We start from the raw sequence: 20,726 nt of genomic DNA on the forward strand, positions 1-20,726 counted from the left end.
TCCCGGGCACGACGGCGAGCCCGCTCCGACGATACCGGGCGCCGGGTCAGTCGCGCGGGGCCGCCGCCGTCTCCGCCTGGATGGTGGACGCGGTGGGCGGGGCCGCGTGCGCGCCGTGCCCGCCGTCCGCGGGGAGGCCGGCAGGGAGGTCCGCCGCCGGTGCCGACGCGTGCGGGTGCGTGCGCTCGAGCGCGGCGCCCTCGATGTCGACGTCCGGCAGGATCCGGTCGAGCCAGCGCGGCAGCCACCAGGCCGAGCGCCCGAGCAGGTGCATGAGCGCGGGCATCAGCAGCATCCGCACCACGAACGCATCCAGTAGCACGCCGAACGCGAGGCCGAAGCCGATGGACCGGATGATGGTCGACTCCGAGAAGACGAACCCGCCGAACACCGACACCATGATGAGCGCCGCCGCGGTGACGACCGCGCGCCCGGCCCGGAAGCCCTGCACCACCGCGAGCCGCGCCTCGGCGCCGTGCACGTACGCCTCTCGCATCCCGCTCGCGAGGAACAGCTGGTAGTCCATGGCGAGGCCGAACAGGATGCCGACGAGGATCACCGGCAGGAAGCTGAGGATCGGTCCGCTGCTCTCCAGCCCGATGAGGCTCGCGCCCCAGCCGAACTGGAACACCGCGACGATGAGGCCGTAGGTCGCGAACAGCGACAGCACGAACCCGCCGGTCGCGATGAGCGGCAGGAGGATCGAGCGGAACACCACGATCAGGATCAGCAGCGACAGGCCCACGACCACGAGCAGGTAGAGCGGCAGCACCGCGGCCAGCGCCTCGGAGATGTCGATGTTGGTGGCGGCCTGCCCGGCGACGCCGAGCGTGATGCCGCCGTCGAGCTCGGGCAGCGCGCGGATGTCCTGCACGAGCTCCTCGGTGGATGCGCTGTTCGGGCCCTCCTGCGGGAGCACCTGGAATGCGAGCACGGTGCCGTCGTCGGTGTTCGCGACCGGGGCGACGGCGACCACGTCGTCGAGGTCGTGCAGCGCCTGCGCGACCTCGACCTGGGTCGCGAGGAGGTCGCCGTCGGCGACGCCCGCGGGCACGTCGGCGACCACGAGCAGCGGGCCGTTGGCGCCCTCGCCGAACTCGTCGGCGACCGTCGTGAACGCGCGCTCGCTGGTGGATCCGGCGGGCTCGCTGGATCCGTCGGGCAGGCCGAGCCGCATGGAGAGGCTGGGGATCGCGATCACGAGCAGGGCGACGACCGTGCCGAGCACCGTGAGCACGGCGCGCGCGTTCGACATGGGCTTCAGCGTCGTCGCGGCCTCCTGCGGCCGGGCCGGGTCGGCGGCCGACGCGCGGGCGCGATCGCGCTTCCGCAGCACGCGCGTCCCGGCGAGGCCGAGCACCGCGGGCGTGAGCGTGATGGCGACGAGCACCGCGACGAGCACGCACACCGCGCCGACCGTGCCCATCAACGCGAGGAACGGCACGCCCGTGATGTTGAGGGCGAGGAGCGCGACGATCACGGTGGATCCCGCGAACACGACCGCAGTGCCCGAGGTGCCGTTGGCGAGCCCGATCGACTCGCGCACGCCCGTGCCGGCGAGCATCTGCTTCCGGTGCCGGTTGACGATGAAGAGGGAGTAGTCGATCCCGACCGCGAGGCCGAGCATCACGCCCAGCACCGGGGTCACCGACGCCATGTCGACGATCCCGGAGAACGCGAGCGATGCCGTGACGCCGACGCCCACGCCGACCACCGCGGTGACGATGGGGAGCGACGCGGCGATGACCGTGCCGAGCATCACGATGAGCACGATGGCCGCGAAGACGAGGCCGACGACCTCGCCGATGCCGAAGATCTCGGGGACGCCCTGCGCCAGGTCGGTCGCGAAGTCGACGCTCGTGCCGTCCACGGGGGAGTCCTGGAAGTGGGCGATGGTGTCCTGCTTGGTCTCCTCGGAGAGCTCGAGGCGCGGATCCGTGAAGGAGACGTTGACGATGGCCGTCGACCCGTCCGCCGAGACGACGCCGATGCCGTCCGTGAGGCCGAGGAGCGTGCGGCCGAGCTCGGCCTGCTCGACGCCCGACTCGAGCTGCGTGCGATTGGCGTCGACGGTCGCCTGCTGCTCCTGGAGGGTCTGCGTCTGCGCATCCAGCTGGGCCTGCTGCGCGTCGAGCGCGGCGATCTGCGCGGCCGGCGCACCTGCGGCCTCGGCCTGCTGCCGCGCGGCGGCGAGCTGCTGCTGGCCTGCGTCGAGCTGCGCCTTCCCTGCGTCGAGCTGCTGCTGCGCGGCGTCGAGCTGGCTGCGGCCCGCGGTGATCTGCGCGTCGCCGCTGGTGAGCTGCGCGGCCTGGTCGGCGCGCTGCTGGGTGACGGCGAAGGGATCCACGACGCGCGCGACGCCCGGGAGGTCGCCCGCGCTCGTGGCGAGGGCGGAGATCGCCTGCTCCTGCGCCGCGGTGAAGGCGGAGCCGTCGGTGGTCCGGTAGACGACCGTGCCGGTGCCGCCGGCGGTGTCGGGCAGCGTCTGCGCGAGCTCGTCGGTGACGGCGCCGGACGCCGTGCCGGGGATGTCGAAGCTGTTGCCGAGGGTGCCGGCGAACGCGAGGAACGAGCCCACGCCGATCCCGAGGATCACCACCCACGAGACGATCACGAGCCACGCGCGACGCGCGGCCATCGAACCGAGCCGGTACAGCACTGACGCCATGTCATCTCCTTCGGACGCTTCGACGATACGCTACGTCTCGTCTAGTTTCTGGAGCTACCCTGTGCAGGTGAACGAGCACCGAACCGGACGGGTCCGCAGCGAAGCGGCCCGCGAGGCGATCCTCGGCGCGACCGTGCGCCTCATCCACGCCGTCGGCTACGACCACCTCACGATCGAGGGCGTCGCCAAGGAGGCCGGCGTCGGCAAGCAGACGATCTACCGGTGGTGGCCGTCGCGCGGCGCGCTCATCGCCGAGTGCATGACCGAGGGGCGCCTGATCCCGGTGGAGTTCGCCGTGCCCGACACGGGCGACCTCCTCGCCGACATCGAGGGCTGGCTCACCCACGTGCTCGCCGAGATCGACGCGCCCACCGGCGGTCCGCTCGTGCGCTCGCTCGTGGCCGCCGCCGCCGAGGACGCGGCCGTCGGCGACAGCCTGAGCGCGAGCCTCGGCGTCGACCGCGACCTCTCGGAGCGCCTGGCCTCGGGGATCCGCGCGGGCCAGCTCCCCGCCGACGCGCCCGTCGACGAGCTCGGCCAGGCGATCCTCGGCGTCATCGTGCTCCGCGTGCTCGGCCGCAAGGGCGACCACGCGGAGAGCGTGACGCGGCTGGTGCGGTTCGTGCTGGGTGGCGGCGCGGCGGGGGCCTGAGCGCAGCCAGGGGGGCTCAGTCTCTGTCGCCGTCCGGGTACTCCGAGATCTCGGGCTCCATCCCGTTGTCGGCCAGGTACTCCAGCGCGCGCTCGATGGTGACGATCTTGCGCTTCAGCTCCTTGAGGGCGGGCGAGGTCTCGTCGCTGAACTCGTCGAGCCGCTCATGCTCGCGCCGGACGGCGATCTCCGTCTGGACGAGGAGATCCCAGACGGCCCGGTCCGGCTCGAGTCCCTGTCGGTTGCGGAGGATGGTCGCGGCGAGCCGGGTCTGGACGACCGACTCGAGCGTCTCGGCGGCCGTGCCCGAGTTCGCGAGGCCGAACGCGATCCCACCTCCGCCCGCGGATACGAGCGTTCCCGCGGTCAGCAGCCCGCCGATCATCCCGCCTGGCCCGAAAGCAGCGAGGGCGCTGGTGAGGGCGGCGGCTCCGGCGAGGCCGGCCCCCGCAGCGAGAGCGAGCCCGCCAGTCGCGACGACGATCGCCGCTGCACCGGCTCCGACAGCTCCCCACTTGAGCCAGTTGACGTTGCGGCTGGCGGTCAGGACGTCCTGTGCTTCCTTGGCCGCCTCGAACACGTCGGTGCCGTAGCGGCTCGACAGCCCCATCTCGGCCGTCAGATCCTCCATCGCGCGCTGCCGCTTGTCCCTCGCGACGGAGATCTCGAATGGTCGGATGACGTTCTCGGTGGCCAGCACCGTCATCACCACGACCGCGTCCTCTTTCGAGAGGTGCCGGCTCGGGGTTGGCTCGGGAGCGACGGCCTCAGCGTCTGCGACGTCGAAGTCCAGCTCCGCGATGCGGGAGGCCAAGGGGCGGCCGTCGGTCTCATTCCGTCTCTTCATCTGGTCGACGGCTGCTGCCTGCACGAGGCGCAGGGCCCCGACGAAGCGGTCGCGATCGGAGCCTTCGAGCTGGTGTGCCGTCAAGTGGCCGTATCGGAGGGCGAGGAGAGTGAGCCCCTCACTGGCGTCCAGAGGCACATCCACACCGCGCTCCACGCGGGCCACCTCGCGAGATAGCGAGCCGAAGAGGGCGTAGCCGATCGCGGTGGCGACTCTCTCATGGGCCAGGTAGGCCGCGGCCGCATGTGCTGGGATGCCGACCTGCCGCGTGTTGATCCGGAAGTCGATCATCCAGGGGAAGACGGACGACAAGCCCCGATGGGAGGACACCGGGTCCCCGAAGTTCCAGAAGTTGACCCACCAGCCGAGGTTCGCCGGCGGCTCCTGCAGGACATCGCGCAGCTTGTCGACGTTGACGCTCCCGTGCGCGAGCGGACTGCCGATGGTGATGAAGCCCGTCACGCGCACCTCGGCAGGGAGCCGACGGAGGAGGTCTGCGGCGATCACGGAGCCGAGGCTGTGTCCGACGAGCACGATGTCCCCGTTCGAAGGGACCCGGGCGAGGATCAGGTTCAGCACCTGCGCGCGGATCTGGGCGTCGGTCGCGTAGTTGTGCGCTTGCGCGAATCTGCTGTTCCTCGAGACGACGTCGAAAGCCGCCTCAGCGAATGGCACTCCCGAGCCCGCGTCCTCGCGTCCCAGGCGGAACTCGATGGCCCCCATGCGCTGCTCGAACTCACGGCGATTCGTGCGTGCCGCCTCGCGGACCGGTTGCTTGGCGGTGAGGCCGGGCACGCTCTGCTTCTCGTCCCACCCGCGCAGTGCGTGCGCGTACTTGGGGGCGACGACTTCCGCACCGTCGAGGTCCGGATATCCGAGTTCCCGGAGTCCGCGCTCGAGGTGCGCCCGCCAGGTGTTCTCCATGTCGCCATCTCCGACGCCGTGCAGGAAGAGCAGGACAGGTGCGTTCGCCATGGGAGCGACTCCATTCGTCTACGTCCCAGACGGCCGAGTGCTCGGGGATGCCTTTCGAACCTATCCAGCTGATCGGGGCGACGGGCTCAGCGCGTTGTTCCCTTTCGGGGGTGATCACCGGTACGCATAGAACCCCTCGCCCGACTCCCTGCCGAGCTTGCCCTTGTCGAGGTACTCGCTCTTGAGGTGGGCCGCCCACGCCTGCGCGCCCGGGTCATCGCTCGCCGCGGAGATCGCGTAGGCCGTGCGGAGGCCGATGAGGTCGAAGATCTGGAACGGGCCGAGGGGCGCGCCGGTCGCGATGCGCCAGGTGGTGTCGACCGTCTTCGGATCCGCGACGCCGGTCAGCACGAGGCCCGAGGCCGCCCCGAGCAGCGGCACGAGCAGCGAGTTGAGCACGTAGCCCGGCTGCTCCTTCTTCAGCGGGATCGGCACCATGCCGATCTCCTCCGCGAACGCGACGACCCGGTCGAACACCTCGGGCGACGTGCGCTCGGTGCCCATGATCTCGGCCGTGTTCTGCCGCCACACGTGGTTCGCGAAGTGCAGCGCGAGGAAGCGGTCGGGGCGGCCGGTGGAGTCGGCGATGTCGCTGGGCAGCAGCGTCGACGAGTTGGTGGCGAAGACCGTGCGCTCGGGCGCCGCCTCGGCGATGCGGCGGTAGACGTCCTGCTTGAGCTCGAGGCGCTCGGGGACCGCCTCGATCACGAGGTCGGCGTCGGCGACGGAGGCCGCGAGATCGCTCGTCAATGTGATCCCGGCGGCCGCGGCGGTCGCGGACTCCCGCGTCTCCTCGCCGGACTCGGACACGAACTGCGCGACGATCGCGTCGAGCCGTCCGCGCGCGGCCTCGAGCGCCGCGTCGTCCACGTCGTAGCTCGTCACGGTCTTCCCGTGGTTCGCGGCCTGGAACGCGATCTGCGCGCCGAGCACCCCCGCTCCGAGCACGGTGACGTTCGCGGATGCGGGCATGGGGGACTCCTTCGTCGGCGGTTCGCGGCGGCGGGTGGATCCCCGGCGACGCCCCTCCAGCGAAGCACCGGCCGACGGCACCCGACCGGCGCGTGCGGCCAGACGCGTCCCCCTGCCCCGATGCGGAGCGGGGGGACGCGGGTCTCACTCGGCGGGCGCCGCCGGGTAGTCGTGCTGCGACAGGAACTCCGCGAGGTGCGCCGCGTTGCGGGCGGCCGTCGCGGTGACGGACGCGACGCGCTCGGGCACCTCGTCGAGGTCGTTGTAGTCGACGCTGTTCATCGCCTCGCCGTTCCAGTAGACGCCGCCCTGCGCGGGGACCGAGAAGCCGACGTCGTTGAGGCCCTGGAGGAAGTCGGCCGTGATCTTGTGGGCGCCGTCCTCGTTGCCGACCACGACCGCGAGCGCGACCTTGCCGAACAGGATCGGGTTGCCGTCCTCGCGGGTCTCGGACAGCTCGGCGTCGAGGCGCTCGAGCACGCGGGAGGCGACGGACGACATGTGGCCCATCCAGGTGGGCGTGGCGAGGATCAGGATGTCGGCGGCGAGCACGGCCTCGCGGACGGTGGGCCAGGCGTCGCCGTCGCCCATGTCCTTCTCGACGCCGGGCTTGATGTCGTGGTCGACGAGGCGGATCTCGCGGCCGGTCACTCCGTGCGTTGCGAGCTCAGCGAGCACCTCGCCGGCGAGCTTGCTGGTGCTCGAGGGAGCGGGGGAGGGCTTGAGGGTGCAGTTGAGGACGATCGCGGTGGTCATGGTGTTCCCTTCGGTGGATCCCCTGGAACGTAGGCCGGTCGGGGCGGCGGCTGACGAGGAGCTGCGCGGATCGGCCAGGGCTCGGAGGCGGCGGTCATCTCCCGGCCCGCCGTCGGTAGGTTCGACGGGCGGGACTCCCCGCCGGACGTGGAGGATCCCCGATGAGCGACACCCCCGGGCGCAGGCCCCTCGCCCCCCTCGACCCCGCCGACCAGGGCGTCGAGGGCGAGCTCCGCCGCGACCGCTTCCTCGGCGACCGCGACCTCACGCGCTGGGTGACGCCCGTCGGCCGGATCCTCGCCCGCGTCGTGCAGCGGATCATGCGGGCGCTCGGCCCGTACGCCGCCCTCGTGATCACGCTGCTGGTGGGCCTCGCGCTCGCGTTCGGCCTCTCCGCGATCGCCGCGCAGGTCTACGACAACGTGACCGACGCCGACGGGGTCGCCGGCCTCGACAAGCCGCTCCTCGCTTTCATGATCGGCATCCGCACGCCGTGGCTGAACGACGTGGCGACCGCGTACACGGACGTCGCGGGCGTCGTGGTCATGCCGATCATCGCGGTGGCGACGATGCTGTTCCTCGCGGTGCGGCGCCGCTCGTGGACGCCGATCATCCTGGTCGTCGCGGCCGGCGGCGGATCCCTGCTGCTCACCATCGCGGGCAAGGACCTCATCGGACGCGCCCGCCCCGCCCTCGCCGACGCGGTGCCGCCGTACGAGACCTCGCCGTCGTTCCCGAGCGGCCACACGCTGAACGCGGTCGCGATCGCCGGGATCCTCGCCTACCTGCTGCTCCTCCGCCAGCACCGCCGGGTGACGCGCGTGCTCTCGATCACGGTCGCCGTGATCTTCGCGCTCACCATCGGCGCCTCCCGCGTGTACCTCGGCCACCACTGGTTCACGGACGTGCTCGCGGCCTTCTTCCTCAGCGGCGCGTGGCTCGCGGTGGTGATCACGGCACACCGGCTGTACCTGACGGCGCGGCGGCCGGGGGCGGTGGAGGCGGGGGTGCAGCGCTGACCCGCAAGGGCCACAGCTCGCACGAGCACGTCCCGCTCCGTGCGACCCTTGCCGCATGGATCTCGAGGTCGGCCCCGCGCTGACCATCCCCGCGGCCGAGCTGCGCTGGCGGTTCTCCCGGTCGTCGGGGCCCGGCGGGCAGCACGTCAACACCTCGGACAGCCGGGTGCAGCTCACGTGGAGCCCGGTGGAGTCCCTGGTGCTGACCGATCCGCAGCGGGCGCGGATCCTCGAGCGGCTCGGCCGGCGCCTGGTCGGGGGCGCAATCACGGTGACGGTCTCCGAGCAGCGGTCGCAGCTCCGCAACCGGGTGGCCGCGCTCGACGCGCTCCGCGAGATCGTGGCGGATGCGCTCGCGCCGGACGCGGCGCCGCGTCGGCCGACCCGACCGACGAAGGGCTCGCAGCACCGTCGCCTCGCGGCCAAGACGCAGCGCTCCGCGACGAAGCAGCAGCGCAAGCGGCCGACCGGCGACTGAGCGGTCGGCGGGCAGGCGTCAGCGGATCAGGCCGACGCGCCCACAGCCACGTCAGCCCGGTCCCACCCCAGCGCCTCGCCGATCTGCTTGATCGCGGCGAGCGAGCGGAGGTTGAAGTCCACGCCGAGCTGGTTGGGGATCGTGACGAGGAGGGTGTCGGCCGCGGCGATCGCCTGGTCGGCGCCGAGCTCCTCGATGAGGCGCTCCGGGCTGCCGATGTAGGAGCGGCCGAAGCGCCACTTCTCGCCGCCGACCTGTCCCACCTGGTCCTTGCCCTCGATCTGCGAGCGGATGCCGAAGAAAGCTTCCGACTCGTCGTCGACGATCGGGATGATGCTGCGGCTGACGCTCACGCGCGGCTCCCACGCGTGCCCGGCGGCGGCCCAGCCGTCGCGGAACAGCTGGATCTGCTCGGCCTGCAGCACGTCGAGCGGAACGCCGGTGTCCTCGGAGAGGAGCGTCGACGACATGAGGTTCATGCCCTGCTCGGCCGCCCACTGGCCGGTCGCGCGCGTGCCGGCGCCCCACCAGATCCGCTCGCGGAGGCCGGGCGACTGCGGCGTGATCGCGACGCCTCCGGCGATGATGCCGCGCTGAGGTGTCGCCGTCGCGAGCTCCTCGCCCTCGAGCCCGCGGAGGAAGAGGCCCGTGTGGCGTCGGGCCATGTCGGCGTCGGTCTCGCCGTCGAGCGGCACGTAGCCGAACGACTCGTAGCCGGCCTCGACCTGCTCGGGCGATCCGCGGCTGATGCCGAGCTGCACCCGGCGGTTGGAGATGAGGTCGGTCATGGCCGCCTCCTCCGCCATGTAGAGGGGGTTCTCGTAGCGCATGTCGACGACGCCGGTGCCGATCTCGATCCGGCTGGTGCGGCTCGCGATGGCGGCCAGCAGCGGGAACGGCGACGCCTGCTGCGGCGCGAAGTGGTGCACGCGGAAGTACGCGCCGTCGATGCCGATCTCCTCGGCCGCGACCGCGAGGTCGATCGACTGCAGGAGCGAATCCTGGGCGGTGCGCACGCGGGATCCGCGCACGTCCTGCCAGTGGTTGAACGACAGGAAGCCGATCTTGGTGGCCATGGGACGCTCCTCGTGCTCGACGGCGGCGGCATCCGGGTGGATGCGTCTGCATGGACTCGAACCGCGGCGGGGCGCTCGCCTATTCCCGCGGGTCGTACGGCTCCGCGTCATCCGACGGCTCGATCAGCTCGCGCTCGATGGACTCCCCGTGACGCGCTCGTTCGAGCGCCTCCAGCAGCGTCTTCGCGCCAGCGGGGTTTCGGAGCAGGTAGGAGGTCTCGTCGTCCTCGGACATGGGAGCCTTTCGTCGGGAGCGACGCGACGGTACCTGGCACCCCCGACCGCACGGGCCTACGCTCCGACCATGCACCGCATCTTCACGACGCCGTTCGCCGCGGTCTACCCGCTCTACGTGAAGAAGGTCGAGCGCAAGGGGCACACGCAGGCGGAGGTCGACCAGGTGATCACCTGGCTCACCGGCTTCGATGCCGCGGAGCTCCAGCACCACCTCGACGCCGAGACCACCTTCGAGGACTTCTTCGCCGCCGCCCGCCTCAACCCGCTCGCCGATGCGGTGCGCGGCGTGATCTGCGGCGTCCGCATCGAGGAGCTCGACGACCCGCTGATGAAGGAGATCCGGATCCTCGACAAGCTCGTCGACGAGGTCGCCCGCGGTCGCGCCATGACCAAGGTGCTGCGCGGCAGCTAGCCGACCCGCACCGCATCCGCCAGCACCGACGCCCGCAGCACTGCGCTCGCGCGAAGCACCTCGATCCCGAGGAGGCGCCCGTCGGCGTCGAAGTCGAGCGCGACCTCGCCGCGGTCGCCGGGCGTCGCGATCGAGTGGATCGTCGTGGCCGCCTCAGACTCGCCGAGCGGACCTGCGAGCTCGACGTACGCGGCATCGGCGACCGCGTCGTACGTGACCCGCATCACGCGCCCGCCCCCATCAGCGCCCGGAACGCGGCGAGCGTCTCGCGCAGCACCTCGGCGAGGTCGGTCGTGCCGCCGCCGTCGGAGAGCCAGCGGCCGATGGAGACGCCGAACACGGTCGCGGTGGCGTGGGCGACGAGCACGGCGGTGAGCGGATCCGACCCGCGCTCGACGAAGCCCGCGCGCACGGCCTCCTGCATCGCCTCGACCTTGCGCATCTCCCGCTCCTGCAGCCCCGGATCGGCGCCGATGATCCGCTTGCGGGCGAGCAGGGTGTCGCGCCCCTCCGCGAACTGCGACGCGACGACCTCCGGGAAGCCGTCCTCGACGACCTGGAGCGGGGATCGGTCGGGCGACGCCTCGCGGATGATGCGCGTGACGAGCGCGGGTAGCTCGTCCTCCTCCGCGAAGAGCACCTCGCGCTTGTCCGCGAAGTGGCGGAAGAAGGTGCGGGTGGTGAGCCCGGCCCGGGCGGTGATCTCGGGCACGGTCGTCTCCGCGAAGCCCCGCTCGCGGAACAGCTCGAGGGCGGCGGCGGCCAGGCGCTCACGCGTGTCCGGCTGCCATCTGCTCATGCGTCGATCCTAGTGATGACATTCCGTGTCATGGGTGTGTATGGTGATGACACGCGATGTCATCGGGCAGCGCGATCCGCAGATCGGAGAACCGCATGCCCACCGAGACCGCCGCCTGGCTCGCCTCGTCCGCCGCCGACCTCACCGTCGGACCCGCGCCGCGGACCGCTCCCCGGGAGGGCGAGGTCGCGATCCGCGTGCGCGCCGTCGCGATCAACCCGCTCGACACGATGAAGCAGCACATGGGCGACCTCATGTACCGCTGGCTCCCGCACCCCGCGGTGCTCGGCGAGGACGTCGCGGGCGAGGTCGAGGAGGTCGGCCCCGGGGTCACGCGCTTCGCCGTCGGCGACCGGGTCGTCGCGTACGCGGTCGGCATGGAGAAGGGGCGGCGACACGCGCCGGAGGGCGGGTTCCAGTCGCGCGTCGTCGTGCGCACCGATCTCGCGTCGCCGATCCCGGATGCGATGCGCTTCGAGGACGCCGCCGTCCTCCCGCTCGGGATCTCCACTGCCGCGTCCGGCCTCTTCGGCGCCGGCCAGCTCGGCCTCCGCATGCCCGACGCGACCACCCCGTCGACGGGCGAGACCGTCGTGGTGTGGGGCGGATCCACGAGCGTCGGCATGAACGCGATCCAGCTCGCGGTCGCCGCCGGGTACGACGTCGTGACCACCGCGTCCCCGCGCAACCATGAGCTCGTGACGGGTCTCGGCGCGACCGGTGCGTTCGACTACCGGAGCCCGACGGTCGTCCGCCACATCACGGCGCACCTCGCGGCGAGCGACCGGAAGGTGGCGGGCGTGCTCGCCATCGGCACAGGATCCGGCGGCCCGGCCGTCGACATCGCCATCGCGACGGGCGCGACGCGGGTCAGCATGGCGAGCCCGCCCGTGTCGTTCGAGACCCTCCCGCGCGGTGGCCGCGTCGGGCTTCCGCTCGTGCGCCTCGGCATCCGCATGGGCACCGCGACCCCGGCCCTGATGATCCGCGCGCGCGCCAGGGGCATCCGCGCGACCTTCATATGGGGCAGCGCCCTCATGCACGACGAGGTCGGCCCGATGCTCTGGGAGCGCTTCCTGCCGGCCGCGCTCGCGGAGGGCCGCTACGTCGCGGCGCCGGCGGCCGAGGTGGTCGGCACCGGGCTCGAGGCGATCCAGCCGGCGATGGACCGCCTGCGCGCGGGCGTCTCGGCGCGAAAGCTGGTGGTCGCGCTCTAGCGACCGCGATCTGCCGGATGACCGGGATCTGCGCGCCGGATGCGCCCGCCTGTCCGAGGTGCGGGGTGCAGCGAGCGGAGGCTCGGTGAAGGCCAGGCGCAGCCGCTCGGAGACCGAAGGGTCCACGCCCGCCAGGCGCGCATACGTGGCGTCGCGCCGGATCAGGGCCGCCGCAGTCAGCGCACGACGGCGTTCGGTCGCGGTGATGTTCGCGCCCGCATCGTCTCGTCGCGTCACGAGCGCTCCGAGGGTGGCGATGTCGACGAGGTGCCGCGTGGTGTCGTCTCCCGTGATCTCGAGAGCTGCGGCTTTCGAGAGGATCGCGCCCTGCAGCGTCGGGCGGCGGATGGTCCCGACCTGGCCTTCGACGCGGAAGAGGACATCGGCCGATCGGTCGAGTGCGCCCTGCGCCCCGGGAGCGGAGACCGTGGTCCCACCACCGGCGCCGCGGCGGCCGTCGGCCCGTTCGCCGAGGAACCTCGGGATCAGCACGTCGATGAGTGCCTCCCCGCGGACCCATCGATGCTGATGTCCTTCGAAGCTCGTGCCGTCCGGCTCGAAGCCGATGTCGCGCAGCGCCGTCGTGAACGTCATGAGCATCCGCGGATGAGCGCGGACGTCGAGGGCGGTGTCCGCATCCACCGTCGGGCGATTGGCGTGGGCGCCGCGTTCCCAGCACAGTGCCTGGATCATCTGGCCACCGACGAGCGCCCACCCGGTCGGGATCCGCTCATGGACCTCGAAGAGCGCATGCCATGCCTCTGCCTGGGCGCGCCGGAGAGGGGGTGCCTCGACGATCATGCGACCTCCCCGAGGAGATGCGCGGCCGCCGCGCGTTCGCGCGGCCCCCGGTGCTGGGACAGGTCGGCGATCAGCTCCCCGAGCGGCAGGGGCCGCTGGACGGGACGCTCCTGCACGTGCAGGAGGACGTTCGGACGATCGCCCGAGACGAGCAGGTACTCGTGGATGATCGGGTCGAGATCGTCGACGTGCACGTGCGCCTCGAGCTCCCGCGCGTCCGACAGGCCCGATCGGAGGTCGCTGATCCCCCCGGCCACGAGTCGAGGATCCGCACGCAGGTCCTCCAAGTCCTCGTCCGCCACGAGGAAGGACCGGGCCGCGGGCCGAGCGCTGCGCATCCAGGCTGCCAGCACCTCCGCTGCGTTCGGGGCGTCTCGGAGCTTCGTGAGACGCCCGATCACGCGACTCGCTTCGCTCGCGGACAATCCGGCGCGCCATGCGTCGTCCCCGGAGAGGCGCGCGAGCAGCGCGCGCACCGAGCGCGACGACAGCGGCCGCCCGACTTGATCGTGCCGAGCCTCGGCGGCGTCGATGACCCACCTGCCCGCGATCTTGCGGGCAGGTAGCACGCCGGCCGCGGCCGCCGCCTGGACCCTGCGAGCGGAGATGCTCTGCCCCTTCGCGTATTCGGCCGCGCTGATCTCCGCCATGTCGCCTCCTCTGTGTGACCAGAATCATACGGTAGCGCGAATGAATCTGGTAGGCATCGGGTTCGGAGAAGCTCGTGGTCGCGCTGGGCGACCCAGCGTGACCTCCGCGGCTAGCGTGGGGAGCACCGACACCCGAGGAGCATCCGCATGAGCCGCATCACCGTCGACCAGCTCGCCGCCCTGGATTCGCCCGTCCTCATCGACGTCCGCGAGCCCGACGAGTACGCCGCGGGCCACGCGCCGGGCGCCGTGAACCTGCCCATGTCGCAGCTCGACGCGCGCGTCGACGAGGTGCCGACCGACGCCCCCGTGCACGTGATCTGCCAGTCCGGCGGCCGCAGCGCGCGGGCGACCGAGGCCCTCGCGGCCCGTGGCGTCGACGCGGTCGACGTCGAGGGCGGCACGAGCGCGTGGATCTCGGCCGGCCTCTCCGTCGACCGCGCCTGACCGGGGCCGCGTCGTCGGCGGCGCTCCGTAGCATCGGATCCATGCCCGCCGCCGCGCACGAGCTCCTGACCGTCCCCGACCGCGCCGCGTGGCGCGCCTGGCTCGACGCGCACGAGGAGTCGTCCGACGGCGTGTGGCTGGTGCTCGCGAAGAAGGGCACCACGGATCCGACCTCGCTCACCTACGCCGAGGCCCTCGACGAGGCGCTGTGCAGCGGATGGATCGACGGGCAGACCGCGAGCATCGACGAGCGGATCTTCCGCCGCCGCTTCACCCCCAGGCGGAAGGCGTCGCTGTGGTCGGAGCGCAACATCGGCCTGGTCGCGACGCTCACCGCGGAGGGCCGGATGCGGCCGGCCGGGATCCGCGAGGTCGAGCGCGCGCAGGCCGACGGCCGCTGGGATCGTGCCTACGCGGGCCAGGCGTCGGCGGCGGAGCCCGAGGATCTGACGGCCGCGCTCGCCGCGTCGCCCGCTGTCGCCGCGACGTTCGCCGCCCTCACCAAGGTCAATCGATATGCCGTGATCCACCGGGTGACGACCGCGCCGAACGCGACCGTCCGCGCGAACCGGCTCGCGAAGCTCGTCGCGATGCTCGAGCGCGGGGAGACGCCGCATCCGCAGTGACGTGGCGGCGGATCAGGAGCGGACGTCAGTGCCCGAGCTCGATGAGCAGCACGCCGCCGATGATGAGGGCGATGCCGGCCAGCATCGTGCGCGTCAGCGGGTCCCGGAAGAGGACGCGGCCGAGTATCGCGGTGAGGGCCACGCCCGTCGCCGCCCAGATGCCGTACGCGACGCCGATGGGGAGGCCGAGCGAGAGAGCGCCCGCGAGCATCGAGAAGGCGGTCACGTAGCCGACCGCGACCACCGCGTACCAGCGCTTCCGGCCGTCGGTCGCGAGCTTCAAGGAGATGGTCGCGGCGACCTCGGTGACGATGGCGATCGCGAGCAGCAGCCAGGCCATCAGCGGGCCTCGCCGGTCGGGGTGGCGCGGATGGGCGCGGCGGTCGCGGCGGATGCGGCGGCCGCGCGGGCGGCGTGCGCGCGCTGCGAGCCGAGCTCGACGAGCAGGACGCCCGCGACGATGAGCACGAGGCCGAGGATCATGAGGCCCGTCAGCGGCTGCCCGAACAGCACCGTCGCGCCGACCGCGGTGAGCGCGACGCCGGACGCGCCCCAGATCCCGTAGGCGACGCCGACGGCCATGCCCGCCTTCAGCACGCGGGTGAGGAACCAGAACGCGGTGAGGTATCCGGCGACGACGAGCGCGTACCAGCCGGGCACGTCGACGGCGGCCTGCAGGGCGAGCGCGGCGGCCACCTCGGAGACGATGGCGGCGCCGAGGAGGAGCCACCTCACGATGCGGCCCTGCGGCAGGGGAAGCGGGAGCGGGAGGTCATGGGAAGACCGTATCGCTGGATTAGGCCAGGTGGCCCAATCACGGGTGCCGCGCAGGTCGCTCCGAGCCGATGCGCAGGGGCGCGGTCGGCGTCAGACGCCGGGCAGCGTGAGCGTGATGATCCCATCGCGCACCTCGACCGTCGTGCCCCGGTGGTCGCGCACGCGGGGGAGGCCGACGGTCGCGTCGCTCGCGTGGTCGCCCACGACGACGACGCGCATGCCCGCGGCGAGGCCCGCCTGGATCCCCGCCTCGGCGTCCTCGTAGACGATCGCGTCCGCGGGGTCGACGCCCAGGCGCGAGGCCGCGAGCAGGTAGCCGTCCGGGTGCGGCTTGCCGTTCGCCACGTCCTCGGCGGTGACGAGCAGGTCGGGCACGCGGACGCCGGCGCCGGTGAGGCGGGCGCGCGCGAGCTCGCGGCCGGCGCTCGTGACGAGGGCGTGGGATCCGGCGGGCAGCGCGGCCACGAGGTCGCGGGCGCCGGGGATCTCCACCGTCGCGGGGCTGCCGTCGAGCTCGAGCCGGTCGAGCTCGGCGAGGAGGGCGGGCACGTCGCTGTCGGCGGGGGCGAACCGGGCGACGCTGTCGGCGGCGCGCACGCCATGGATCCGCCGCAGGAGGTCGGCCGGGTCGTGGCCGAAGCGCACGGCGAGCATCGTCCAGATCTCCTCCACGAGCGCGGTCGAGTCGACGAGCGTCCCGTCCATGTCGAGGAGGAGCGCGCGGGCGGTGAGCGTGACGGGGGAGGACATGCGTCCAGTCTCCCGGACGGCGCGGGTGGCGAGCGGGTGTGGAAAGGGCCTCCTCGTGCCTGCGGGGACCGGCGATCGTGGTCCCATGCCCCTTCCGCTCCGGATCCTGTTCTCCTTCGCGCGCGGTCAGGGCCACCTGAACCCCCTGCTGCCGTTCGCCCGCGCCGCACGCGCGCGGGGCCACGAGACGGCCCTCGCCGGACCGCGCGAGCTCGTGGCGGGTCGGGCGGACTTCGCGCCCCTGTTCCCGAGCGACACCGGGGCGGCGCGCACCGAAGGCGGCACCGGCCGCCTCGTCGTCGCGGATCCCCGGCGGCCGTACGCGCAGGTGGAGGAGGTGTTCCTGGGCGAGGCGGCGCGGACGGCCGCTCGGAGCGTGGATGAGGCCATCGCCGGCTGGACCCCGTCCCTCGTCGTCTGCGACGAGTTCGACTTCGGCGCGATGGTGGCCGCGGAGCGCGCGGGGGTGCCGGTCGTCGTGGTCGAGGTGACCGCCTCGGCGTATTCGGGCTGGCGGCCGTCGGTGGCGCACGCGCTGGACGCGCTGCGGACCGAGGCGGGGCTCGCGCCGGATCCCGGGCTCGCCATGCTCGCGGGCGACCTCCTCGTCGTGCCGTTCCCGGAGTCCGTGGCCGGTGCCGGGCCGGGCGCGGCCTCCGGCGCGGAGCCGGCGCCGCGGTCCGTGCTGCGGGTGCGACCTGAGGCGCCCGAGACGGCAGACGACCACCCGGCCGTGCGGTGGCTCGCCGCCGGCGACGAGCCCTGGCGCGTCTACGCGACCCTCGGCACGCAGTTCAACACGCGCTCAGGGGATCTGCTGCACCGCATCCTCGACGGCCTCGCGACCACGGACGCGCGGGTGCTGGCGACGATCGGGCCGTGCGTGGATCCCGCTGCCTTCCCGGGCGCGACGCCGCGCCGCCGCCTCGAGGGGTACGTGCCGCAGGGCGCGGTGCTGGAGCGCGTCGACGTCGTGATCACGCACGGCGGATCCGGGACGGTCGCCGGCGCGCTCGCGGCCGGCGTCCCGCTCCTCGTGCTGCCCATGGGCGCCGACCAGCGGCTCAACGGCGAGCGGATCGCGCAGCTCGGGGTCGGCCGCATGCTGGACGCGGCCACCGCGACGCCCGAGGAGATCGCCGAGGCGGTCCGCGAGATCCGGGGCGTGCCGTCCTTCGCGGATGCGGCCGGTCGGATCCGCGACCAGATCGCGGCCCTGCCCCCGGCGGCCGACGCGCTCCCGGCCTTCGAGGCCCTCGCGCGCCGCTGACGTGGTCGAGAGGGCGCTCCTCGTGCTGTCGGTCGTGGGACTCGTCGGCCTGATGGCCTGCTTCGTCTGGATGACGGCACGCGGGATGGTCGACGACCGTCGGCCGACGCGGCCCATGCTCGTGACGGGCTTCGCGTGCGCCCTCGCGGGCTGGGGCTCGATGCTCATCCGCCTCTTCCTCTTCTGAGGCCGCCTGCCGCTGTCCCCTCCCCGCCCGCACCGGTTACGGCTCCCGCCGGGCCCGGCCGGCCGCTGCGGGCCGCCCGTAGCCTGGGGGCATGGCGGGATCCACCGGGCGCGGGCGCGCATCGCACCATGTCGTCATCGGCGCGGGGCTCGCGGGGGCGGCCACCGCCTGGCAGCTCGCGAGCCGCGGGCACGAGGTCACGGTGCTGGAGCGCGACCGGCCGGCGAGCATGCTCGGCAGCTCTCACGGATCCGCGCGCATCCTCCGCTACGCCTACGACGACCCCTTCTACGTGCGCCTGATGCGCGACGCCCGCGTGCTCTGGGACCGGCTCGAGCGCACCACGGGCTCGCGGCTCGTGACCCCGACCGGATCCGTCGACTCCGGCCTCGTGCGCCGCCCCGCCGAGCTCGCGCGGGTGCTCGAGCGCGTCGGCATCGAGCACGAGCTGATGACCGCGCGCGAGGCCGAGGGGCGCTGGCCCGAGATGTCCTTCGACTCCGACGTGCTGTTCCACCCGGCCGCGGGCGTCGTCGACGCCGAGACCGCGGTGCGCACGATGCTCGACCTCGCCGTCGTGCACGGCGCCGTCGTGCACGAGGGGTGGGAGGCCGTGTCCGTCGAGCGGGTCGGCGCGGGCTTCGCCGTGAGATCCGTCGACGGCCGCCGGGTCGAGGGCGACAGCGTGATCGTGGGCGCCGGGGCGTGGCTGCCCGAGCTGCTCGGCGGCGCGCTGCCTCTGCCGCGCGCCGCGCTCGACCGCATCCCACCGCTGCGCGTGCGGCAGGAGCAGGTGTTCCACTTCCCGTACCGGCAGGGTGCGTACATGGACGGCCCGCCCGCCCGGTCCGTGCCGACCTCCATCCACATGGACGAGCGCATGCAGGTCTACGCGCTGCCCGGCGGCCGCGACGCCGACCACCGCGGCCACAAGGTCGCGGAGTTCGACGGCGGGCGCGTGATCCCGTCGGCCGCGCACCAGGACGGCGTCGTGGATCCGGTCAACCGCGCCCGCGTCGTCGACTGGGTGCGCCGCAACCTGCCGGGCGTCGAGCCCGTGCCGTACGCGGAGGCGACGTGCCTCTTCACGAGCACGCCCACGGAGGACTTCGTGATCGACCGGGTCGAGGGGATCACGATCGTCTCGCCCTGCTCCGGCCACGGCGCCAAGTTCGCGCCGCTCATCGGCAGCCTCGCGGCGGATGCGGCGACCGGCGAGCGCGTCGGGCCCCGGTTCGCGCTCGCGCCCTGAGCGGCCGGGTCGCCGCTCGCGCGGTGAGCGTCAGACCTTCTGCGGCCGCCCGCGGCCGCCGGTGCGCACGCGGGTCCGGCCGGGAGCCCTCTCCTCGGCGCGCTCGGCCGCCCGCTCCCGATCCGCCGCCAGCCGCGCCAGCTCGGCGCGCAGCTCGTCGACGCGGTCGTCGCGCCCCTCCGCGGGGAACGCGCCCGGCAGCAGCTGCGGGCTGAGCCGCGCGCGCACGATCTGCTCCAGCGCCGAGTCGCGCGCGATGACCAGCACCTCGCGGAGCGCCTCCGGGTCGCGCGAGAGGGCGCCCAACCGCTCGACGATCTCCTCCGCGATCTCGGCCCGCAGCCGGAGCCCGGGCACGTCGCCCTCGCGGTAGTCGTCGGGCCGGCGTCCCTTGCCGTCGCGCAGCGCCGCGCGGTCGCGGGCCATGCGCAGCCGCTCGGCCTCGCCGCGCTTCTCGCCGATGAGCTCGGCCAGCTCGCCGCGGAGCGCCTCGATGAGCGATTCCTCGTCGTAGGGGCGGCGCTCCCGGAGCGTGCGCAGGATGATCAGGTTGACCATCTGGATCCGGAGCGCGACGCCCACGAGGAGCAGCGCCTCCTCGACGAGCACCTCCTTCTGCGCCGGATCCGCGGCGACGCGGGCGGCCACGGACGGCGGCGGGGCGCCGGGCTTGGAGGGCTTCGCGGGGCGGATGCGGGGCCGGGGCATGACGTCCTCCCGGTCCGCTCGCTCCACCGGCGAGGTGCTCCCAGATTACGCGCAACGGCCGACGTCGGGGCGGGCCGTGCCCCCATCCCGGTGCCGATCCGCGGGCGTCACCGGTGGTCGTCGCCCGGCCGCGTCAGCCCATCCGCCGCCGCAGGAACGCGAGCGTGCCGAGCTCGTCGTCGATGCCGCCGCCGTCGTGGCCGTTGTACTCCCACTCGACGATCTCCTTCTCGCCCGCGTAGGAGTTGAAGGCGCCGTAGACGGTGGAGGGCGGGCAGGTCGCGTCCATGAGACCGACCGAGAAGCGTGCGGGCGCGGTCGCGCGGCGAGAGAAGGCGACGCCGTCGAAGTACCGCAGCACCGCGTGCACGTCCTCGCCGCGACCCCGGTGCGTCTTCAGGTAGTCGACGACCTCGTGGTACGGGTACGCGTCGGTGATGTGGGTGGCCCGCTCGATGTCGCAGAGGAACGGCACGTACGCGGAGACCGCGGCGACGTCGTCGCGGAGGCCGGCGACGGCGAGGGCCATGCCGCCGCCCTGGCTGCCGCCCTGCACGGCGATGCGCGCGGGATCCACGACGTCGAGCGACCGGGCGACGTCGACCGCGCGCACGGCGTCGGTGAAGAGGCGGCGGTAGTAGTAGGTCTCAGGGGACGCGATGCCGCGGGTCATGAAGCCGGGGATCGCGGGTCCGGCCTCGCCGTGGTCGGCGGTGTCGCCGGCGCTCCAGTACGAGCCCTGGCCGCGCGTGTCCATCTGGAGGTGCGCGAAGCCGGCGGCCGCGTAGATCAGCGTCTCCTCGGCGCGTCCACGACCGCCGCCGTAGCCGACGTAGGAGACGACGGTGGGCAGCGGGCCGGTCGCGCCCGCGGGGGTACGGAGCCAGGCGCGCACGTCGGTGCCGCCGGATCCTGCGAAGGTCACGTCCTGCACGTCGACGAGCGCGAGGTCGGTCTCCACCGGCGCGAGCCGCACGTCGAGGTCGTGGCGCGCGGCCTCGGCGAGGGTGTCGGCCCAGAACGCGTCGAAGTCGTCCGGGTCGACGTGGCTGCTGACGTGCGCGCGGGCGGCGTCGACGGGTTCGATGAGCATGGGTCCTCCGGGCGTTCGGCGGTGGGCGGGTCGGCGTCCGCGTGCCGTCGGGCCGCG

General features: G+C 73.2%; 24 protein-coding genes. 10 read left to right on the forward strand and 14 right to left on the reverse strand.

What is annotated here, in order from left to right; genetic code table 11:
• Positions 1-46: 46 nt before the first annotated feature.
• Positions 47-2,668, reverse strand: coding sequence for an MMPL family transporter (locus K0V08_RS12055; RefSeq protein WP_079530941.1), 2,622 nt, complete (start codon positions 2,666-2,668; stop codon positions 47-49).
• Positions 2,669-2,735: 67 nt separating this feature from the next.
• On the opposite strand from K0V08_RS12055, the gene K0V08_RS12060 reads away from it, so the two are divergent.
• Positions 2,736-3,320 carry a TetR/AcrR family transcriptional regulator gene (locus tag K0V08_RS12060; RefSeq protein WP_227335024.1) on the forward strand — a complete coding sequence of 195 codons (585 nt, stop codon included), beginning with the start codon at positions 2,736-2,738 and terminating at the stop codon, positions 3,318-3,320.
• A gap of 16 nt (positions 3,321-3,336) precedes the next feature.
• Here K0V08_RS12060 and K0V08_RS12065 read toward each other — a convergent pair whose 3' ends face one another.
• From K0V08_RS12065 to K0V08_RS12075, 3 genes are all read right to left on the reverse strand, one after another.
• Complete coding sequence (locus K0V08_RS12065; RefSeq protein ID WP_011931425.1) at positions 3,337-5,142, reverse strand: lipase family protein; 1,806 nt, start codon at positions 5,140-5,142, stop codon at positions 3,337-3,339.
• A gap of 114 nt (positions 5,143-5,256) precedes the next feature.
• Positions 5,257-6,114: a 3-hydroxyacyl-CoA dehydrogenase gene (locus K0V08_RS12070; RefSeq protein WP_079530943.1), complete on the reverse strand. Its 858-nt coding sequence runs from the start codon at positions 6,112-6,114 to the stop codon at positions 5,257-5,259.
• 144 nt (positions 6,115-6,258) lie between these two features.
• Positions 6,259-6,870 (reverse strand): flavodoxin family protein, encoded by a 612-nt coding sequence (locus K0V08_RS12075; protein WP_011931427.1) that lies wholly within the window; start codon positions 6,868-6,870, stop codon positions 6,259-6,261.
• Positions 6,871-7,031: 161 nt separating this feature from the next.
• Here K0V08_RS12075 and K0V08_RS12080 point away from each other — a divergent pair, with 161 nt between their 5' ends.
• Together K0V08_RS12080 and arfB are read left to right on the forward strand one after the other, a co-directional pair.
• A complete protein-coding gene (locus K0V08_RS12080) occupies positions 7,032-7,889 on the forward strand; it encodes a phosphatase PAP2 family protein (protein ID WP_079530946.1) in 858 nt (285 codons plus the stop codon).
• A 55-nt stretch (positions 7,890-7,944) separates the two neighbouring features.
• On the forward strand, positions 7,945-8,367 hold the full coding sequence (arfB, locus tag K0V08_RS12085) for an alternative ribosome rescue aminoacyl-tRNA hydrolase ArfB (protein ID WP_079530949.1): 423 nt from the start codon (positions 7,945-7,947) through the stop codon (positions 8,365-8,367).
• 26 nt (positions 8,368-8,393) lie between these two features.
• Here arfB and K0V08_RS12090 read toward each other — a convergent pair whose 3' ends face one another.
• Positions 8,394-9,443, reverse strand: a complete 1,050-nt coding sequence (locus K0V08_RS12090; protein WP_079530951.1) for an LLM class flavin-dependent oxidoreductase — start codon at positions 9,441-9,443, stop codon at positions 8,394-8,396.
• Between the two features lie 79 nt (positions 9,444-9,522).
• Entirely contained in the window at positions 9,523-9,678 is a 156-nt protein-coding gene (locus K0V08_RS12095) for a type II toxin-antitoxin system Phd/YefM family antitoxin (protein ID WP_011931432.1), read from the reverse strand.
• 69 nt (positions 9,679-9,747) lie between these two features.
• On the opposite strand from K0V08_RS12095, the gene K0V08_RS12100 reads away from it, so the two are divergent.
• Entirely contained in the window at positions 9,748-10,092 is a 345-nt protein-coding gene (locus tag K0V08_RS12100; RefSeq protein ID WP_011931433.1) for a DUF2200 domain-containing protein, read from the forward strand.
• Here K0V08_RS12100 and K0V08_RS12105 read toward each other — a convergent pair.
• A complete protein-coding gene (locus tag K0V08_RS12105) occupies positions 10,089-10,316 on the reverse strand; it encodes a DUF2283 domain-containing protein (protein ID WP_079530954.1) in 228 nt (75 codons plus the stop codon). The genes K0V08_RS12100 and K0V08_RS12105 overlap by 4 nt on opposite strands.
• On the reverse strand, positions 10,316-10,891 hold the full coding sequence (locus K0V08_RS12110) for a TetR family transcriptional regulator (protein WP_079530957.1): 576 nt from the start codon (positions 10,889-10,891) through the stop codon (positions 10,316-10,318). The genes K0V08_RS12105 and K0V08_RS12110 overlap by 1 nt, the downstream gene beginning before the upstream one ends.
• A 95-nt stretch (positions 10,892-10,986) precedes the next feature.
• Here K0V08_RS12110 and K0V08_RS12115 point away from each other — a divergent pair, with 95 nt between their 5' ends.
• A complete protein-coding gene (locus tag K0V08_RS12115) occupies positions 10,987-12,108 on the forward strand; it encodes a zinc-binding alcohol dehydrogenase family protein (RefSeq protein ID WP_079533584.1) in 1,122 nt (373 codons plus the stop codon).
• Positions 12,109-12,905: 797 nt separating this feature from the next.
• On the opposite strand, the gene K0V08_RS12120 is transcribed toward K0V08_RS12115, so the two are convergent.
• Positions 12,906-13,559 carry a hypothetical protein gene (locus K0V08_RS12120; protein WP_011931438.1) on the reverse strand — a complete coding sequence of 218 codons (654 nt, stop codon included), beginning with the start codon at positions 13,557-13,559 and terminating at the stop codon, positions 12,906-12,908.
• 147 nt (positions 13,560-13,706) lie between these two features.
• On the opposite strand from K0V08_RS12120, the gene K0V08_RS12125 reads away from it, so the two are divergent.
• Entirely contained in the window at positions 13,707-14,006 is a 300-nt protein-coding gene (locus K0V08_RS12125) for a rhodanese-like domain-containing protein (protein WP_079530960.1), read from the forward strand.
• Positions 14,007-14,047: 41 nt separating this feature from the next.
• Entirely contained in the window at positions 14,048-14,632 is a 585-nt protein-coding gene (locus K0V08_RS12130) for a YdeI/OmpD-associated family protein (protein WP_079530962.1), read from the forward strand.
• A 25-nt stretch (positions 14,633-14,657) separates the two neighbouring features.
• Here K0V08_RS12130 and K0V08_RS12135 read toward each other — a convergent pair whose 3' ends face one another.
• From K0V08_RS12135 to K0V08_RS12145, 3 genes are all read right to left on the reverse strand, one after another.
• Positions 14,658-14,972: a DMT family transporter gene (locus K0V08_RS12135; protein WP_079530964.1), complete on the reverse strand. Its 315-nt coding sequence runs from the start codon at positions 14,970-14,972 to the stop codon at positions 14,658-14,660.
• Positions 14,972-15,367 carry a DMT family transporter gene (locus K0V08_RS12140; RefSeq protein ID WP_011931442.1) on the reverse strand — a complete coding sequence of 132 codons (396 nt, stop codon included), beginning with the start codon at positions 15,365-15,367 and terminating at the stop codon, positions 14,972-14,974. The genes K0V08_RS12135 and K0V08_RS12140 overlap by 1 nt, the downstream gene beginning before the upstream one ends.
• Positions 15,368-15,499: 132 nt before the next feature.
• On the reverse strand, positions 15,500-16,159 hold the full coding sequence (locus tag K0V08_RS12145; RefSeq protein WP_079530967.1) for an HAD-IA family hydrolase: 660 nt from the start codon (positions 16,157-16,159) through the stop codon (positions 15,500-15,502).
• Between the two features lie 85 nt (positions 16,160-16,244).
• On the opposite strand from K0V08_RS12145, the gene K0V08_RS12150 reads away from it, so the two are divergent.
• The 3 genes from K0V08_RS12150 to K0V08_RS12160 all read left to right on the forward strand — a co-directional run bounded on the left by K0V08_RS12150 (position 16,245) and on the right by K0V08_RS12160 (position 18,868).
• Complete coding sequence (locus K0V08_RS12150; protein ID WP_079530969.1) at positions 16,245-17,429, forward strand: glycosyltransferase; 1,185 nt, start codon at positions 16,245-16,247, stop codon at positions 17,427-17,429.
• Position 17,430: 1 nt separating this feature from the next.
• A complete protein-coding gene (locus K0V08_RS12155; protein ID WP_079530972.1) occupies positions 17,431-17,616 on the forward strand; it encodes a hypothetical protein in 186 nt (61 codons plus the stop codon).
• Between the two features lie 91 nt (positions 17,617-17,707).
• Positions 17,708-18,868 (forward strand): FAD-dependent oxidoreductase, encoded by a 1,161-nt coding sequence (locus K0V08_RS12160; RefSeq protein ID WP_079530974.1) that lies wholly within the window; start codon positions 17,708-17,710, stop codon positions 18,866-18,868.
• A gap of 30 nt (positions 18,869-18,898) precedes the next feature.
• Here K0V08_RS12160 and K0V08_RS12165 read toward each other — a convergent pair whose 3' ends face one another.
• Both K0V08_RS12165 and K0V08_RS12170 read right to left on the reverse strand, forming a co-directional pair.
• The gene (locus K0V08_RS12165; RefSeq protein ID WP_011931446.1) at positions 18,899-19,576 is read right to left on the reverse strand and encodes a hypothetical protein; all 678 of its coding nucleotides are present in this window, start codon (positions 19,574-19,576) and stop codon (positions 18,899-18,901) included.
• A gap of 133 nt (positions 19,577-19,709) precedes the next feature.
• Entirely contained in the window at positions 19,710-20,669 is a 960-nt protein-coding gene (locus K0V08_RS12170; protein WP_079530977.1) for an acetylxylan esterase, read from the reverse strand.
• Positions 20,670-20,726: the final 57 nt, after the last annotated feature.

This window comes from Clavibacter michiganensis (assembly GCF_021216655.1).
In the GTDB taxonomy this organism is placed as follows: Bacteria; Actinomycetota; Actinomycetes; order Actinomycetales; family Microbacteriaceae; genus Clavibacter; species Clavibacter michiganensis.

What these genes read in the sequence shown, in the direction of transcription:
- K0V08_RS12055 (WP_079530941.1), bottom strand. Translation starts at nt 2,668, where the DNA reads ATGGCGTCAGTGCTGTACCGGCTCGGTTCGATGGCCGCGCGTCGCGCG.
- K0V08_RS12065 (WP_011931425.1), bottom strand. Translation starts at nt 5,142, where the DNA reads ATGGCGAACGCACCTGTCCTGCTCTTCCTGCACGGCGTCGGAGATGGC.
- K0V08_RS12070 (WP_079530943.1), bottom strand. Translation starts at nt 6,114, where the DNA reads ATGCCCGCATCCGCGAACGTCACCGTGCTCGGAGCGGGGGTGCTCGGC.
- K0V08_RS12075 (WP_011931427.1), bottom strand. Translation starts at nt 6,870, where the DNA reads ATGACCACCGCGATCGTCCTCAACTGCACCCTCAAGCCCTCCCCCGCT.
- K0V08_RS12080 (WP_079530946.1), top strand. Translation starts at nt 7,032, where the DNA reads ATGAGCGACACCCCCGGGCGCAGGCCCCTCGCCCCCCTCGACCCCGCC.
- arfB (WP_079530949.1), top strand. Translation starts at nt 7,945, where the DNA reads ATGGATCTCGAGGTCGGCCCCGCGCTGACCATCCCCGCGGCCGAGCTG.
- K0V08_RS12090 (WP_079530951.1), bottom strand. Translation starts at nt 9,443, where the DNA reads ATGGCCACCAAGATCGGCTTCCTGTCGTTCAACCACTGGCAGGACGTG.
- K0V08_RS12095 (WP_011931432.1), bottom strand. Translation starts at nt 9,678, where the DNA reads ATGTCCGAGGACGACGAGACCTCCTACCTGCTCCGAAACCCCGCTGGC.
- K0V08_RS12100 (WP_011931433.1), top strand. Translation starts at nt 9,748, where the DNA reads ATGCACCGCATCTTCACGACGCCGTTCGCCGCGGTCTACCCGCTCTAC.
- K0V08_RS12105 (WP_079530954.1), bottom strand. Translation starts at nt 10,316, where the DNA reads ATGCGGGTCACGTACGACGCGGTCGCCGATGCCGCGTACGTCGAGCTC.
- K0V08_RS12110 (WP_079530957.1), bottom strand. Translation starts at nt 10,891, where the DNA reads ATGAGCAGATGGCAGCCGGACACGCGTGAGCGCCTGGCCGCCGCCGCC.
- K0V08_RS12115 (WP_079533584.1), top strand. Translation starts at nt 10,987, where the DNA reads ATGCCCACCGAGACCGCCGCCTGGCTCGCCTCGTCCGCCGCCGACCTC.
- K0V08_RS12120 (WP_011931438.1), bottom strand. Translation starts at nt 13,559, where the DNA reads ATGGCGGAGATCAGCGCGGCCGAATACGCGAAGGGGCAGAGCATCTCC.
- K0V08_RS12125 (WP_079530960.1), top strand. Translation starts at nt 13,707, where the DNA reads ATGAGCCGCATCACCGTCGACCAGCTCGCCGCCCTGGATTCGCCCGTC.
- K0V08_RS12130 (WP_079530962.1), top strand. Translation starts at nt 14,048, where the DNA reads ATGCCCGCCGCCGCGCACGAGCTCCTGACCGTCCCCGACCGCGCCGCG.
- K0V08_RS12135 (WP_079530964.1), bottom strand. Translation starts at nt 14,972, where the DNA reads ATGGCCTGGCTGCTGCTCGCGATCGCCATCGTCACCGAGGTCGCCGCG.
- K0V08_RS12145 (WP_079530967.1), bottom strand. Translation starts at nt 16,159, where the DNA reads ATGTCCTCCCCCGTCACGCTCACCGCCCGCGCGCTCCTCCTCGACATG.
- K0V08_RS12150 (WP_079530969.1), top strand. Translation starts at nt 16,245, where the DNA reads ATGCCCCTTCCGCTCCGGATCCTGTTCTCCTTCGCGCGCGGTCAGGGC.
- K0V08_RS12160 (WP_079530974.1), top strand. Translation starts at nt 17,708, where the DNA reads ATGGCGGGATCCACCGGGCGCGGGCGCGCATCGCACCATGTCGTCATC.
- K0V08_RS12165 (WP_011931446.1), bottom strand. Translation starts at nt 19,576, where the DNA reads ATGCCCCGGCCCCGCATCCGCCCCGCGAAGCCCTCCAAGCCCGGCGCC.
- K0V08_RS12170 (WP_079530977.1), bottom strand. Translation starts at nt 20,669, where the DNA reads ATGCTCATCGAACCCGTCGACGCCGCCCGCGCGCACGTCAGCAGCCAC.